This is a genomic window from Pseudomonas sp. HN8-3 (genome assembly GCF_020790195.1).
GTDB classification, from domain to species: domain Bacteria; phylum Pseudomonadota; class Gammaproteobacteria; order Pseudomonadales; family Pseudomonadaceae; genus Aquipseudomonas; species Aquipseudomonas synxantha_A.
This window is the reverse complement of sequence record NZ_CP086206.1, coordinates 1,831,330-1,845,208: the sequence shown is the minus strand read 5'-3', so window position 1 is coordinate 1,845,208 and position 13,879 is coordinate 1,831,330. Positions and strand designations below refer to the sequence as shown.

General features: G+C 60.6%; 11 protein-coding genes. 6 read left to right on the top strand and 5 right to left on the bottom strand.

Features of this window, described 5'->3' with window-relative positions; genetic code table 11:
• Positions 1–131: 131 nt before the first annotated feature.
• The 5 genes from LJX92_RS08345 (at position 132) to LJX92_RS08325 (ending at position 7,140) form a co-directional block, all read left to right on the top strand.
• The gene (locus LJX92_RS08345) at positions 132–938 is read left to right on the top strand and encodes a TatD family hydrolase (RefSeq protein WP_032877148.1); all 807 of its coding nucleotides are present in this window, start codon (positions 132–134) and stop codon (positions 936–938) included.
• A gap of 96 nt (positions 939–1,034) precedes the next feature.
• Entirely contained in the window at positions 1,035–2,516 is a 1,482-nt protein-coding gene (locus tag LJX92_RS08340) for a methyl-accepting chemotaxis protein (protein WP_032877149.1), read from the top strand.
• 198 nt (positions 2,517–2,714) lie between these two features.
• On the top strand, positions 2,715–6,272 hold the full coding sequence (locus tag LJX92_RS08335) for an RHS repeat-associated core domain-containing protein (protein WP_228309574.1): 3,558 nt from the start codon (positions 2,715–2,717) through the stop codon (positions 6,270–6,272).
• Positions 6,272–6,661: a hypothetical protein gene (locus tag LJX92_RS08330; RefSeq protein WP_032877153.1), complete on the top strand. Its 390-nt coding sequence runs from the start codon at positions 6,272–6,274 to the stop codon at positions 6,659–6,661. Before LJX92_RS08335 ends, LJX92_RS08330 begins: the two co-directional genes overlap by 1 nt.
• Positions 6,662–6,777: 116 nt before the next feature.
• A complete protein-coding gene (locus LJX92_RS08325; protein ID WP_228309573.1) occupies positions 6,778–7,140 on the top strand; it encodes an Mpo1-like protein in 363 nt (120 codons plus the stop codon).
• A 6-nt stretch (positions 7,141–7,146) separates the two neighbouring features.
• Here the strand turns inward: LJX92_RS08325 and LJX92_RS08320 are convergent, their stop codons facing one another.
• From LJX92_RS08320 to LJX92_RS08310, 3 genes are all read right to left on the bottom strand, one after another.
• Entirely contained in the window at positions 7,147–7,944 is a 798-nt protein-coding gene (locus LJX92_RS08320; RefSeq protein WP_032877154.1) for an acyl-CoA thioesterase, read from the bottom strand.
• Positions 7,945–8,033: 89 nt separating this feature from the next.
• Positions 8,034–8,795 (bottom strand): CHAD domain-containing protein, encoded by a 762-nt coding sequence (locus tag LJX92_RS08315; protein WP_228309572.1) that lies wholly within the window; start codon positions 8,793–8,795, stop codon positions 8,034–8,036.
• Positions 8,796–8,839: 44 nt separating this feature from the next.
• A complete protein-coding gene (locus LJX92_RS08310; RefSeq protein WP_005786355.1) occupies positions 8,840–9,118 on the bottom strand; it encodes a hypothetical protein in 279 nt (92 codons plus the stop codon).
• 205 nt (positions 9,119–9,323) lie between these two features.
• On the opposite strand from LJX92_RS08310, the gene LJX92_RS08305 reads away from it, so the two are divergent.
• Entirely contained in the window at positions 9,324–10,361 is a 1,038-nt protein-coding gene (locus LJX92_RS08305) for a patatin-like phospholipase family protein (protein WP_005786353.1), read from the top strand.
• A 102-nt stretch (positions 10,362–10,463) separates the two neighbouring features.
• Here LJX92_RS08305 and LJX92_RS08300 read toward each other — a convergent pair whose 3' ends face one another.
• Both LJX92_RS08300 and LJX92_RS08295 read right to left on the bottom strand, forming a co-directional pair.
• Positions 10,464–11,153, bottom strand: a complete 690-nt coding sequence (locus tag LJX92_RS08300; protein WP_032877156.1) for a response regulator — start codon at positions 11,151–11,153, stop codon at positions 10,464–10,466.
• A 46-nt stretch (positions 11,154–11,199) separates the two neighbouring features.
• On the bottom strand, positions 11,200–13,851 hold the full coding sequence (locus LJX92_RS08295) for a sensor histidine kinase (RefSeq protein ID WP_228309571.1): 2,652 nt from the start codon (positions 13,849–13,851) through the stop codon (positions 11,200–11,202).
• Positions 13,852–13,879: the final 28 nt, after the last annotated feature.

Sequence of the window (13,879 nt, the reverse complement as noted above, 5' to 3'; positions counted from 1 at the left end):
GTGACAGGCAACTGGCCAACCACAATGTCGCTTGCGACGTTCAAAGACAGCGATAACGCGTTGTAGTTCTTGGTTTTTCTTATAAATCTACAGCTCTGATATGCTTTCCGGCCGCAGGCGGAGATAGCACCATGCAACTCATTGATATCGGCGTCAACCTGACCAACCCCAGTTTCGACGAGAGGCACCAGGCTGTCCTCGAACGCGCCTACGCCGCTGGCGTGCAGCAATTGGTGCTCACCGGCACCAGCATCGAGGGCAGTGAACAGGCCCTGGAGCTGTGTGCAAAACTTGATGAAAGCGGCCAGCGCTTGTTCAGTACCGCTGGCATCCACCCTCACTCTGCCAGCGACTGGAACGGCGACAGTGCACAGCGCCTGCGTAGCCTGTTGGGAGAAAGTCGGGTGCGTGCCGTGGGCGAGTGCGGGCTGGATTTCAACCGCGACTTCTCCCCTCGCCCCCAGCAGGAAAAAGTCCTCGAACACCACCTGGCCCTGGCCGTCGAGCTGAAACTGCCGGTGTTTCTCCACGAGCGCGACGCCAACCAGCGCCTGCTGGAGATCCTCAAAGACTACCGCGACCACCTGCCCGCCGCCGTGGTGCACTGCTTCACCGGTGAACAAGCGGCGCTGTTCAGCTACCTGGACCTGGACTTGCATATCGGCATCACCGGCTGGATCTGCGATGAACGCCGTGGGACGCACCTGCATCCGCTGGTCAGGGAAATTCCCAGGGGCCGCCTGATGCTGGAAAGCGACGCGCCGTACCTGCTGCCGCGCACCCTGCGCCCCAAGCCAAAAAACGGTCGCAATGAACCGGCGTACTTGCCCGAAGTCCTGCGCGAAGTGGCCTTGCACCGTCATGAAACCCTCGAAGACCTGGCATTGCACAGCACCGCCTGCGCCCGCCGTTTTTTCGGCTTACCTGATGTGGATTGATGCCGTGCATTGACGCATGTCAAAAACGCTTTTCTGAGTAGCGGCACAATAATGGCACCTTGCCAATACTGTTTCCGCTATCAGAGAAAACCTTCCATGGGTGCCTGGCTTAGCAATATCTCGCTTAAGTACAAATTCTGGGCCGTCAATGCGGTCGCCTTCATTACCACCCTGCTGCTGGTGCTGTACGCGGTACAGCTTGAGCAACAGGCACGCAGCCAGGCATCCCAGGCTTCGGCCCAGGCTCAGGGGCGGTTGCTCAGCGCCTGGCCAGCCGACAAAGCCCTGCCCACCGGCGAGCAATGGCTGGCCTATGCCCAGGGGCAAATCCCACAATTGGGCGACCAGCCTCTTCCAGCCTTGAGTACTGCCAGCGGCTGGGTCGAACTCAATCACATGCCGCTGTTGGGCAAAAACCCACTGATAGGCGCCGAGGTGATCGATCGCGTTGACGGTCAACACGTCGCCGTCCTCGCCTACGCACCCAGCCTCGGCCAAGTGTTCAGCGAGCGCTTCGCCAACTATGCCGTCGCCGTGGCAATCCTGATGCTGGCCATGCTCGGCGCCTCACAACTGTTGATCCGCTTCCTGCTCAGCCAACTCAACACCCTCAAGGACGTGATGCTGCACGTCGAGAAAACCGGCGACCTGTCGGCACGCGTGCCCTTGGCCTGCAAGGACGAAGTCGGCCAGATGGCCAGTGCATTCAACGCCATGCAGGCCGGCTACCAGCGCGTGGTCAACACCGTGGCACGCACCGCCCGGCAACTGGATGACGGCGCCGCACGCCTGGCCAGCAGCATGAACGAGGTGCAGCACGGTATGCTCGGCCAGCAGAGCGAAACCGACCAGGCCGCCACCGCCATCAATGAGATGACCGCCACCGTCCACCATATCGCCCAGCACGCCGGCGCTACCCGCGACCTGTCCCAGACCGCCGACACCCTCGCCGGCAGCGGCCAGGAGGTGGTCATCCGCGTACAGCGTTCAATCGCCGGGCTGTCCAACGGCGTACAACAGACCGCCGAAATGATCCAGAAACTGGCCCAGGACAGCCAACAGATCAACGGCGTGGTCGGGGTGATCCACAGCATCGCCGAACAGACCAACCTGCTCGCCCTCAACGCCGCCATCGAAGCCGCCCGCGCCGGGGAAATGGGCCGAGGTTTCGCGGTGGTTGCCGACGAAGTTCGCAACCTGGCCAAGCGCGTGCAAAGCTCTACCGACGAAATCACCCGCATGGTCTCGGCATTGCAAGCCGGCACTCGCGATGCGGTGGACTTTATGCAGGAAAGCTCATTCAAGGCCGACGACTGCGTACAACAAGCCCAGGAAGCTGGCGCCGCACTGGCGCAAATCACCGGTGCCGTGGCGCAGATGCGCGAAAGCAATACTCAGATCGCCGTCGCCGCCGAACAGCAAAGCCATGTGGCCGAAGAGATGAACCGCGCCGTGGTGAGTATTCGCGATGTCACCGAAAACACTGTACAGCAGACCGTGTCGTCGGCGACCACCAGCAATGAACTGGCGACGTTGGCGGGTGAGTTGAGCAAGGCGATTGGGCAGTTGAAGCTGTAAGACTGTTCCACCTGTAATCCGATTCCTACCACCAAGCCTCGGTTTACCTGAAGTTTAGGCGAAACTTCCTCGCCATCTCCGCGAATAACGCCGACTTCTTTTACCCAAGAACCTCTGCAAAGTCCCTCGCCTGATTGAACAGTGCGAGGGATTGCAGATGGTTGTTTTCGTTAGAACCCTGGTTGACAGGGCTGGCTCTTGATTCCGGTGATCGCTGGCTTTGTGCTGGCCCCCATGGATCCCAAGGCGCCGGATGTCACTCGCGTTCTAGCGGATTTTCGTACCTGCCTGAACACGTTCGACGCGTGGGCCGACAGCCTGTTGGGTGGTTCGGCACTTGCCGTGGAGCAGGTGTTCAAGGTTGGGGAAGACGTCGCACTGGTCGCGCCGGCTTCTTCCGATAAACCCAGCCGTACCGTCGCTCAATGCAAAGCCCAGGGTGGGTTGACCCTGGTGCATCTGTTTGAAAGTACCCGGTTCGTACCCATCGGCAACACCCAGGTGGAACTGCAAGCCCTGGCTCGAGATGGCAGCCCAGTCGGCGCGCCGCTTCATCGGACCATCGGCCCCAGCGGCATTCTCGAAGTCAACGACTGTACCCGCGACCAGCAATACCAAATCACCTTTTACCCTAATGTCTCCAGGGATCACGTCAAGGCGCTGTATGCCTCCTACACGTCAGTGATTGCCGGGTTGGAAGCTGATCTGCGTAAACAGTGGGACGAGCGTTTCGCGCCTCAATGGGCAGACTTTGCCAAAGATCCTGCTTACAAGCGCAGTGCGATGCAGGGCATTGCCTTCGCTACCGGACTTGGCAAGGCGCTCTACAACCTGTGGGACAGCATCACCGAGCTGTATGACCTGCTCGCGAACCTCAAATCCAACAGCGAAAAGTTGCTGAAGTACCTCTCCCGGGCCGAACTGGACGCGCTGCTTGCGCTGGGTAAAGACACGCTGGCCAAGGGATTGCTGGTGCTCAGTGATGAGCCGCTGCTGTTTATCTACGTGGCAGCGGTGGTGGCCTGGATACGGATGCTGCCGCCGCCCGAAATGTACGAGCTGCTGGGTGAAATCACCGGCGAAGTGTTGATCAATTTGCTACTGATCTGGGCTACGCGGGGTATTGGCGTACAGCTGCGGCTGGGTGCGCAGGTGCTGAGTGGCGTCAAGTCCGGCGGGGCGCGGGCGTTGTTGGAGTTGCTGGCCAGGCAGGTGGCGGGGCCGCGGTTGGACACGCATGTTGAGGCCGCCAAGCCTGTGTTGCTGAGCAGTTCGGCAACGCCGGTCAAGGCGGTACCGGTGGTTCCGTTGAAGGCGGGCGACACGCTGGTTTCGAACCCGGTGCCGGTGGTTCGCAACAAGACTCGGCAGACGGTATTGGTCCGGCAGGAGCATGTGGATGATGCGCCTGCCGTGGCTTCCAATCCGAAGGGAGATGCGGCGGCGCCAGCGGACAAGACGGTCACCAACGGCTGCCCGGTGTCGATGGTCACCGGGGAGGAATTGCTTACCCTCACCGACGGCGCGCTGGACGGGATTTTGCCGTTTGAGTGGACACGGCTGTATCGCACCAGTGCGGTGGATGTGGATTGTGGGTTGGGGTTTGGCTGGAGCCATGCGCTGGCGCACCGGCTTTGTGTGTCGGGCGATTCGGTGGTGTGGATCGACCATGAGAACCGCTCGACCACCCTGCCCTTGCCTACAGCGGCTCGACCCGCGATCACCAATAGCCTGGCGGAAGCGGCGATCTACTTGGGCTCGGCTCCTGATGAGTTAGTACTGGCCCAGGCGTCGCGGTTCTATCACTTTCGCGACGGTGTGCTGGTCTCGATCAGCGATGCGTATGACAACCGGCTGCGCATTTGCCGTGATCCTTCCGGGCGAATTGAGCAAGTCGGCGAAACCTACCAACTCGACTACCACCCCAACGGCCTGATCCAACAGGAAACCGGCTTCGACGGCCAACGCACCGCCTACGTCTACGACCTCAACGGCAACCTGCTGGAAAAGGCCGAACACGGCGACGACGGCAGTCAGCTCATCACCCGCTACGAGCGCGACCACGCCGGTCGCCTCGTACGAAAAACCCTGCCTGATGCCAGCGTGGTCGACTATGCCTACGACCGCCAAGGCAACCTCCTCAGCGTCGAAGACGGTCACTGGGCGTTGGCCTACGAATACGACCGCCAAAACCGCCTGACCGCCGAACACCAAGGCTGGGGCACCTTGCGCTACGGCTACGACGCCTGCGGCCAACTACAAAAACTGCGCCTGCCCGACAACAACCGCCTCACCTTCAACCATGACAAGGGAGGCCATCTCGCTACGGTCGAGCTCAATGGTGAGGTGCTCACTGCACATTTATTCAAGAGCGGCCGCGAACACCAACGCCAACAAGGTCAACTGCTCAGCCACTACCACTACGACGACCAAAACCGCCTACACGCCCACGCCGTCACACAGCAGGAAAACTACCTTTACCAGCGCCAGTACGACTACGACAAATCCGGCAACCTCACCCGCCTGCTCGACACCCGCAAAGGCGAACACCTTTACCGCTACGACCCACTGAATCGTCTGACCCGCGCCGATCATTCCCAAGACGTCCAGGAACGCTTCGCCCACGACCCGGCGGGCAACCTGCTGATGCAAGACCGTCCCGGCCCGGACATCGTTGCCGGCAATCGCCTGATGATCCAGGGCGACCGCCATTACGACTACGACGCCTTCGGCAACCTGATCCGCGAACGGCGCGGCAAAGGCCATCAACTCGTCACCGAATATCGCTACGACTGCCAGCATCGGTTAATCACCATCACAAAGCCGAACGGCGAAACCGCCAGTTACCGCTACGACCCGTTTGGGCGACGTGTCAGCAAAACCGTGGATGGCGAGACCACCGAGTTTTTTTGGCAAGGCGACAAGCTGATTGCCGAGCACCATGCGGACTGTCATCGCAGTTATATCTACGAGCCCAACAGCTTCCGCCCGCTGGCACTGCTGGAAGGCTACGGACCACAAGCCACAACACCCTACCACTACCAACTCGACCACCTCGGCACACCGCAGGAACTGACCAGCCCCGAGGGCGAAATCGTCTGGTCCGCCCACTACCGCGCCTACGGTCAGATCGCACGGCTCGACGTAGGCAAAATCGACAATCCGCTGCGTTTTCAGGGGCAGTATTTTGACCAGGAAAGCGGCCTGCACTACAACCGCCATCGCTACTACAATCCGGATATTGGTCGTTACCTGACGCCGGATCCGGTGAAGTTGGCGGGTGGGATCAATGGTTACCAGTATGTGCCCAATCCTACTGGGTGGATTGATCCATTAGGTTTAGCTTGTGCGCCTTCAGACTGTCCTAATCCAAGCACGGGAAACAGCTGGAAACTTAACCCAGATGTCGATCTGGACTGGAGAAAACAAGCCGGCGACAGCTACCAACAAATGCATAATGGTTTGGATGAGGCTTTTCGCAGAACGGGTATACCCAAGACCGAGTACAGCGTATCGAAATGGAGCAAAGACCAATATGGAAAATCATTTCCAACGGAATGGCGGGTACAAACGGGTCCCAATAGGGGAGCTGAAGTGAATATTGACGATCCAGTACTCGTGCCAAGTAAGGAAGGCCCGAAATCCCCTCATATTGGCTATCAAACGCCTGGAAAGAGAGGTGAGGGAGGAGCAAAAAGAGGCCATATCCTGCTTCAACTCGTTCCCGTCAGCCGGTCAAGAATAGGTGTCCCCTGATGAGCTATTTGGAAGACGAAATAGACGCAGCCTTTAATACCTTGAACATCGGCGCTGGAAAGCTTGACTCAAGCGAACTCAACTTATTGATAAACGCCCTGACGAGAAAATTCTTCAAATCGCAAAGCAATGTGCTTGATCCCATCGAGCTGAACGAAAAAAGCACGGAGCACAACCCTGACTTTTGGAAGGAAATACCGTATCGCATCAGCGAGAGGGATCTAATTCTGGTGGTATTTGACTCAGCATATACCGCCTGGAAAATTGATAACTCTCGAGTTCTAGCATCTGTTTTAGGCGAAACCACCGGCTATCCATTTTGGATAACCGATAGCGAAATAACGTTTTTGGTGCATATGGATGATCATAACTGCGTCATTTGGGCATGAGGATCACTCCGCCAAACTGTTCTCTATAACCCTAATAGCCAGCCTTGATTCGCTACCCCGCCCGTGCGCACCTAAACTCTGTCCAAGTTGTTCCAACGGAAAGAGGACTCACCACCATGGGCAAACGTCACCCCAATCTCCCCGCCTGGCAATGGCGTCATTACCCACAAAACCATCAGCACCCGACCAACCTGGTGTTGCACCTGATTGCCGTGCCGCTGTTTATCGTCGGTTTCCTGCTGATCGTTTCAGGGGTGTTCAGCCTGAGCCTGGCCAGCTTGGCTATCGGTGTGGTCGGCATCGTGGCGGGCCTGGCGTTGCAGCGTCACGGCCACAGCCTGGAAGCCCAGGCCAGTGAGCCGTTCAGCGACCGTAAAGATGCGGTGCAACGCCTTGTTGTCGAGCAGTTCGTGACCTTCCCGCGCTTTGTGTTGAGCGGTGGCTGGTGGCGTGCCTGGCGGCAACGTCACCACCACTGAAGGGGCTTAGGCGAACACCACCACGGTCTGGCGGCTGAGGGCGATCAACTCGCCGGTCGGGCTCCACAGCGCAGCGGCCGCATGGCCGTAGCCGTCGCGGGCATGTTCGATGTTGACGTGGTATTGGCACCAATCGAGGGTGGTCAGGTCTTGCAGCGGCTGGATGAACTCGATGGTCCAGGTCAGGGTGCTGCCTGGCGCAGGCTTTTTCAGGTGTGGCAGCAGGGCCGGCGGCCAGGCGTCGACCAGGGCGAGGATATGCGCCTCGGTCAGTGGCTCTTCTTTCACATCCCCGCGCAACCGTACCCAACCGCCCATGTCGCGGGATTTGTTACCGGTGAACGGCAGGCCGCCGACACTCCAGCGCATCGCCAGATGGCGCATGAATTCAGGGGTGACGCCCTTGATGTAGGGCAACTCCTGACATTCATCCCAATGTTTGAATACCGGCGGAGCTTCGCTCGCCACGTCAATTTCCGATGCTCGAGACGCGCCAAAGCTGGCCTGGACCAGGGTCGCCACTTCGCCGTTCTGCAACACGCGGCCGAGCAACTGGCTGACGGCCTTGCCTTCGCGCAACACTTCGACTTGATAACTGGCGGGCACATCCGGCGCGACCGGGCCGACAAAGGTGATGGCCAGGGAGCGCAAGGGGCGATCCGCCGGCACCTGCGCGCGCAGGGCCTCATATTGCAGGGCGGCGACCAGGCCGCCAAAGGTGGCACGGCCCTGAGCCCATTCGGCAGGAATGGTGACGTCCAACGGGTTGCTTCGGGCAGCGTCGAGCAAATCACTAAAGCGCATGGCGACCTCACATCAAGAAAATCGATGGGGAATCTTAACCATCGAGACGGACCGGCACACCGCCCATTCCGGCCAAAAGCCGGACCGCGTTAAAAACAATCGGCGCTGAGTTTGTCCAGCACACGGTCAGCCTGCCCTTGAGCCTTGAGCATGGTGCGCTGCCAGATGGCAACGCAGGGTTGCAGATCCGCCTGCTGCCCGGCCTGGGCCAGCCACTGCCAGCAGTCATGCCAGTCGCCCAGGGCGCTTTGGGCTTTCTTCAATCGCGACATGGCGTTGGGGGATAGCTTGTCCAGTTCGGGGTAAGCCTCGGCGGCGTAACGCACACGCTTGATCAGCAACCGCAGGCGGTGGCGATCATGCTCGGGATCCTTCAGGGCTTCATCGAGTTTCTGCCATTGCTTGGCCAGGCGTTTCTCGATGCGCGGGCGCAGGCCTTTGAGCAGCTTCTGGTGCTGGGAGGCGCGAATAAAGCGTGGGAATGCATCCAGAATCAGTAACAGGTGCGCCAGTTCCGGGCTTTGCGCCACATGGCGATAGGCCTCGGGTTGCAGGCGCAGGCGCCGATCAGCCGCCTTGTGATAACCGTGCTGATGCAGATACGCCGCCAGGACCTCGCGGTCACGCAGCGGCGTCGTCAATTGGCCAACCGTACTGGCGGCCAATTCAAGCTGTTCCACACCGGGCAGCCCGCGCAAAGGCCGCAACAAGCTGCGCAAGCGCCGCACGGTGGTGCGCAAATCATGCAGGGCTTCATCGTCAGTGACGGCGGCGAGGCGAGCCTGGCAGCTCAGTAACCCTACTTCCAGGCCTATGACCTGGGCGACTAACTGATTGACCAACGCTGACATCCTGCCCTCACTTTCCAATGAATAATCCTACTCGCCGCTACAGGTCAACGCCCGGCGCGAGACTCACGAATATAGAACCGCGCCTTCTGGGCTTTGTTGGAGCACCCTTCAAACGCTTCAAACTGCTGCTGGGTCTTGGCGCCAGTCAATAGCGACAGAGCCTTGGAGTAGCTCACGGTGCCAGCAAAACCTTCAGCCTTGGCCAGATCGAGTTCTTTCCAGGCGGCATCCAATTGGGAACCGCAGCTGTCGCGGTAGGCCGTCTTGCCGGCACAGCCGGCCAAGGCCAGCACGATCACAGGCACACACATCCAGGCTTTCATTGATGACACCTCAAAATAAGCAAAATCATTCGTAGCCTGTAGACGTTGCCCACAGGGAAAAGTGCCTTGTCCCTAGCCTGAAATCGGTCGTACCTATTGCCAGAGCATACCCGAGCGCAAAGGTTATCCTCTAAAAATAACCGAAGATTGAAGCCGCCCCCCGGATGGGTGCATTGTGGGCACCTGTTTTGCGAAGGACTGGGACATGAAAAAACGTGTTGCCTTAGTGCTGGGCTCCGGGGGAGCCAGGGGCTACGCCCATATCGGGGTGATCGAAGAAATCGAACGACGCGGCTATGACATCGCCTGTATCGCCGGCTGTTCGATGGGCGCGGTGGTCGGCGGTATCTATGCCGCAGGCAAGCTGGACGAATATCGAAACTGGATCGAAAGCCTGGACTACCTCGACGTATTGCGCCTGGTAGATGTGAGCTTTCGGCTGGGTGCGATTCGTGGCGAAAAAGTTTTCGGGCAGATTCGCAAAATCGTCGGCGAGATCAATATCGAAGAGCTGCGCATCCCCTACACCGCCGTGGCCACCGACCTTACCAACCAACAGGAAATCTGGTTTCAGGAAGGCTGCCTGCACCAGGCCATGCGCGCATCGGCGGCGATCCCAAGCCTGTTCACCCCGGTGATGCAAGGCAATCGGATGCTGGTGGACGGCGGTCTGCTCAACCCCCTGCCTATCGTGCCGGTGGTGTCGAGCCACTGTGACTTGATCATCGCGGTCAACCTCAACGCCACCAACCAGAAGCACTATCGGCTGCCGGTGATCCAGCGCCCGCCGGCGTTCAAGAGCCGCTTCAACAGCCTGGCCAAATCACTCGGATCGCACCTGCCATTTCGCCGTAAACAGGCCGAGCAGTTGATGAAGCTCGAACAGGAAGCCTTGCAGGCCCAGGCAGCAGAGATCAACCCGTGGCTGGAGTCGGCTGAACCCGAATCCCAGCAACCCGCTGCCGCGCCGGAAAAAGCCGGCGCACCGAAGTCGGCGACCGGCTCGTTCATCATCGATAACGTCGGGCCTGCGTCGCTGCTGGACCTGATCAACCAGAGTTTCGAGGTGATGCAGACGTCATTGGCGCAGTACAAGATCGCAGGCTACCCGCCAGATGTGCTGATCAACGTGCCGAAGCGAGTGTGCCGGTTCTTCGAGTTCTACAAGGCGCCGGAGCTGATCGCCTTGGGGCGGGAGATCGCCAGTGATACGTTGGATCGGTATGAGAGTGAGCAGAGTTGAGCGCGTGGGTGTTGCTGATGGCCTCATCGCGGGCAAGCCCCACATTTTAATCTGTGAATACACTCAAAATGTGGGAGGGGGCTTGCTCCCTCCCACAAAAACTCAAGCATTCAGCAACCGATACCCCACCCCCGCCTCGGTCACGATAAACCGTGGCTGCGTCGGGTCATCCGCCAGTTTCTGGCGCAGGTGCCCCACCACGATACGCAGGTAATGGCTGTCTTCGGTGTGAGTCGGGCCCCAGATGTCCTTGAGCAATTGCTGCTGGGTAATCACCCGCCCCGGATGCCGGGCCAGTTGCGCCAGCACTGCATACTCCTTGCGGGTCAGCGCCACTTCGGCACCGTCCAGCAGCACGCGGCGATAAGCCAGGTCCACCGTCAGCGGGCCGAAATTCAAGGCGGCTTCCTGGGCCTCTCCCGCCGGTGCCTGACGCAACAACGCACGCACCCGAGCGAGGAATTCCTGGATGCCGAAGGGCTTGGTCACGTAGTCATTGGCGCCACCGTCAAGAGCCTCGACTTTCTGGCCTTCACTGGCCCGCACCGACAGCACCAGCACCGGTACCGTCGACCACTCGCGAAACTCGCGCAGCACCTGCTGGCCGTCCATGTCGGGCAGCCCCAGGTCGAGCACCAGCAGGTCCGGTTTGTTCAGGGCCGCTTGCGCCAGGCCTTCGTTGCCGGTGCCGGCCTCGATCACCTTATAGCCCTGGGAGGCCAGGCTGATGCGCAGGAGTTTGCGGATCTGCGGTTCGTCATCTATGACGAGAATCGTCGCGGTCTGGCTCATGGTGTCCGTCAAAATCCGTTAAAGAATCACCCCATTCAGGAGCCATTCAAAGGTCAGTGTCCAAGCCAGGTTGAGATTGTAGCGGCAGAAACAACGTGATGCAGGTACCCCGCCCATCAATGCCATCGGCCACGCTGATATGCCCACCATGCGCACCGACCATGCCCTGACAGATCGCCAGGCCAAGGCCGGTGCCCTGCCCGCCCCGATCACCGCGGGCAGCGGTATAGAACATGTCGAAAATCTTCGCACGCTCCTCCTCGGGAATCCCCGGCCCTTCATCCGCCACGGCAAAAAACAACTGCTCATCCTGCACGCCAGCGCGCAACTGCAAGCGACCCTGGGGCGGCGAAAACCGGGCGGCGTTTTCCAGCACATTGACCAATGCCTGTTCGATCAACGCCGCATGCACATACAACAAGGGCAGTTCCGACGGCACCTCGGTGCTCACTTGCAATGGCGCCAGCACCGCGCGCAAACGCCCGAGGGCACTGCCGACGATATCACCGGGCGACACCCAGTCGCGCGCCAGTTTCAGCGCGCCGTGGCCCAGCCGCGTCATGTCCAGCAGGTTCTGGATATAGCGGTCCAGGCGCTCGGCCTCATCACGGGTGCCTTCAAGCAATTCGCGACGATCCTCCATGGGAATGGCTTCGCCGAGGGCCAGCAGACTATCGATACTGCCGCGCATGGAGGTCAACGGCGTGCGCAAATCGTGGGACACCGACGCCAGCAAGGCGCTGCGCAGTTGTTCGGTTTCACCGTGCAGACGCGCCGACTCCAACTCTTGCCCCAACTGCGCCCGCGCCAGCGCCTGGGCCAGTGGCTGGCTCAAGGCAGTGAGCAAACGTCGGCGTTGCCCGCTCAACTCCAGGCCCGGTTTGGCGCTGACACCGAGCAAGCCCAGCGGCCCCTCTTCACCCGACAACGGCCACCACCACCAACGTCCGAACGGCAAGGTGCCGGTGCCCATACCGGCAGGCTGATCATGCTGCCAGGCCCAATCGGCGGCAGCGCGTTCGGCTTCGGTGAGGGTCAGCGGGCCACCGGTCTCGACCGTCCAGCCGCCCTGACCGTCGCGATTGACCAGACACAAGTCAAGATCGCGCCAGCCTTGCAGATGGTGGGCGGCGGCGCTGATCACGGCTTGGCGATCGGTGGCCGCCGTGAGCTTGCGCGACAGGTCGAGCAGCTCGCTGGTTTCTTCCTGGGTATCGCGCAACGCCTGCAGCTGGCGGCGCTGGCGCGCGGCGAGGTTGCCGGTCAGGGCTGCCATCAGCAGGAAGAACAGCAGGGTCAGCACATCCTCTTCGCGCTGAATGGCGAAAGAAAAGTTCGGCGGGATAAACAGAAAATCGTAGGTCATGAACGACAGCGCCGCGCATACCAGCGACGGCCCCAGGCTGCTGCGCACCGCCACCAGCAATACGGCAGCGAGAAACACCAGCGAGATATTCGGCAGCGGCAACACACTGGACACGGCCCAAGCCACGGCCGCAGCAACCACCGTGGCAACCACCGCCAAAGCGTAATCGAACCACACCAACCCGCGTACATCCGGCAAGCGTGGCGGCGCCGGTATGTCATCGCTGTCGAGGACATTGATTTCCAGGCCACGGGCATTGCGCAACAGCCGCGCCGCCAAGCCACCACCGAACAAGCGCCGGCGCCAGCGCATCCGCGACTGCCCCACCAGCAACAAGCTGGCACGGCGTTCGGCGGCGTGCTGGATCAGGGTCTTGGCGACCTCCCCGGCCCGCAGTAACACCACTTCGCCGCCCAACCGCTCCGCCAGTTGCTGGGCGTTCTGCAGACGCAGGCGCGATTGCTCATCCCGCGCTCGGCCGTTGTCGACGTGCACCAGGCTCCAAGGCAAATGCCGACGCTGGGCCACGCGACTGGCATGACGCACCAGGCGTTCGGCTTGCGCATCGCCATCCACGCCCACCAGCAAACGCCCACGTACCGCCGGCGCGGCCTGTCCGAGTTGGCGATAGCCCTGGGCCAGATCATCGTCGACGTGGGCGGCGGCGGTTTGCATCGCCAGTTCGCGCAGGGCCATTAGGTTGGTCTGGGTGAAAAACGCATCGATAGCCGCACGCGCCTGTTCGGGCACATACACTTTGCCGTCACGCAGGCGTTCGAGCAGTTCGCGCGATGGTAGGTCGATCAGCAACAGTTCGTCGGCCTCTTGCAGCACCCAGTCCGGCAGGGTTTCGCGCACTTGCACGCCGGTGATGCCACGCACCTGATCATTGAGGCTTTCCAGGTGCTGGACGTTGACCGTGGTGAACACATTGATACCGGCCGCGAGCAATTCCTGAATATCTTGCCAGCGCTTTTCATGACGGCTGCCGGGGGCGTTGCTGTGGGCCAGTTCATCTACCAGCACCAGCTTGGGCTTGGCGGCGAGCAGGCCGTCGAGGTCCATTTCTTCAAGCATTACGCCACGGTACTCGCTGCGTAGCAGCGGTTGTTGCGGCAGGCCGCTGAGCAAGGCTTCGGTCTCGGCGCGGCCGTGGGTTTCGACCACACCGGCAATCAGGCTTACGCCTTGGCGCAACTGGGTGTGGGCCGCCTGGAGCATGGCGTAGGTCTTGCCCACGCCGGGCGCGGCGCCGAGGAAGACTTTGAGCCGGCCACGGCCAGCCCGGGGCAGATCGGCTAACAGGGCATCGGCGCGGCCGGAGTCGCTCATACGGGTTCCTTCAGGCAGGTATTTTCAG

What these genes read in the sequence shown, in the direction of transcription:
- LJX92_RS08315 (WP_228309572.1), bottom strand. Translation starts at nt 8,795, where the DNA reads ATGTCAGCGTTGGTCAATCAGTTAGTCGCCCAGGTCATAGGCCTGGAA.
- LJX92_RS08320 (WP_032877154.1), bottom strand. Translation starts at nt 7,944, where the DNA reads ATGCGCTTTAGTGATTTGCTCGACGCTGCCCGAAGCAACCCGTTGGAC.
- LJX92_RS08305 (WP_005786353.1), top strand. Translation starts at nt 9,324, where the DNA reads ATGAAAAAACGTGTTGCCTTAGTGCTGGGCTCCGGGGGAGCCAGGGGC.
- LJX92_RS08340 (WP_032877149.1), top strand. Translation starts at nt 1,035, where the DNA reads ATGGGTGCCTGGCTTAGCAATATCTCGCTTAAGTACAAATTCTGGGCC.
- LJX92_RS08295 (WP_228309571.1), bottom strand. Translation starts at nt 13,851, where the DNA reads ATGAGCGACTCCGGCCGCGCCGATGCCCTGTTAGCCGATCTGCCCCGG.
- LJX92_RS08310 (WP_005786355.1), bottom strand. Translation starts at nt 9,118, where the DNA reads ATGAAAGCCTGGATGTGTGTGCCTGTGATCGTGCTGGCCTTGGCCGGC.
- LJX92_RS08300 (WP_032877156.1), bottom strand. Translation starts at nt 11,153, where the DNA reads ATGAGCCAGACCGCGACGATTCTCGTCATAGATGACGAACCGCAGATC.
- LJX92_RS08325 (WP_228309573.1), top strand. Translation starts at nt 6,778, where the DNA reads ATGGGCAAACGTCACCCCAATCTCCCCGCCTGGCAATGGCGTCATTAC.
- LJX92_RS08330 (WP_032877153.1), top strand. Translation starts at nt 6,272, where the DNA reads ATGAGCTATTTGGAAGACGAAATAGACGCAGCCTTTAATACCTTGAAC.
- LJX92_RS08345 (WP_032877148.1), top strand. Translation starts at nt 132, where the DNA reads ATGCAACTCATTGATATCGGCGTCAACCTGACCAACCCCAGTTTCGAC.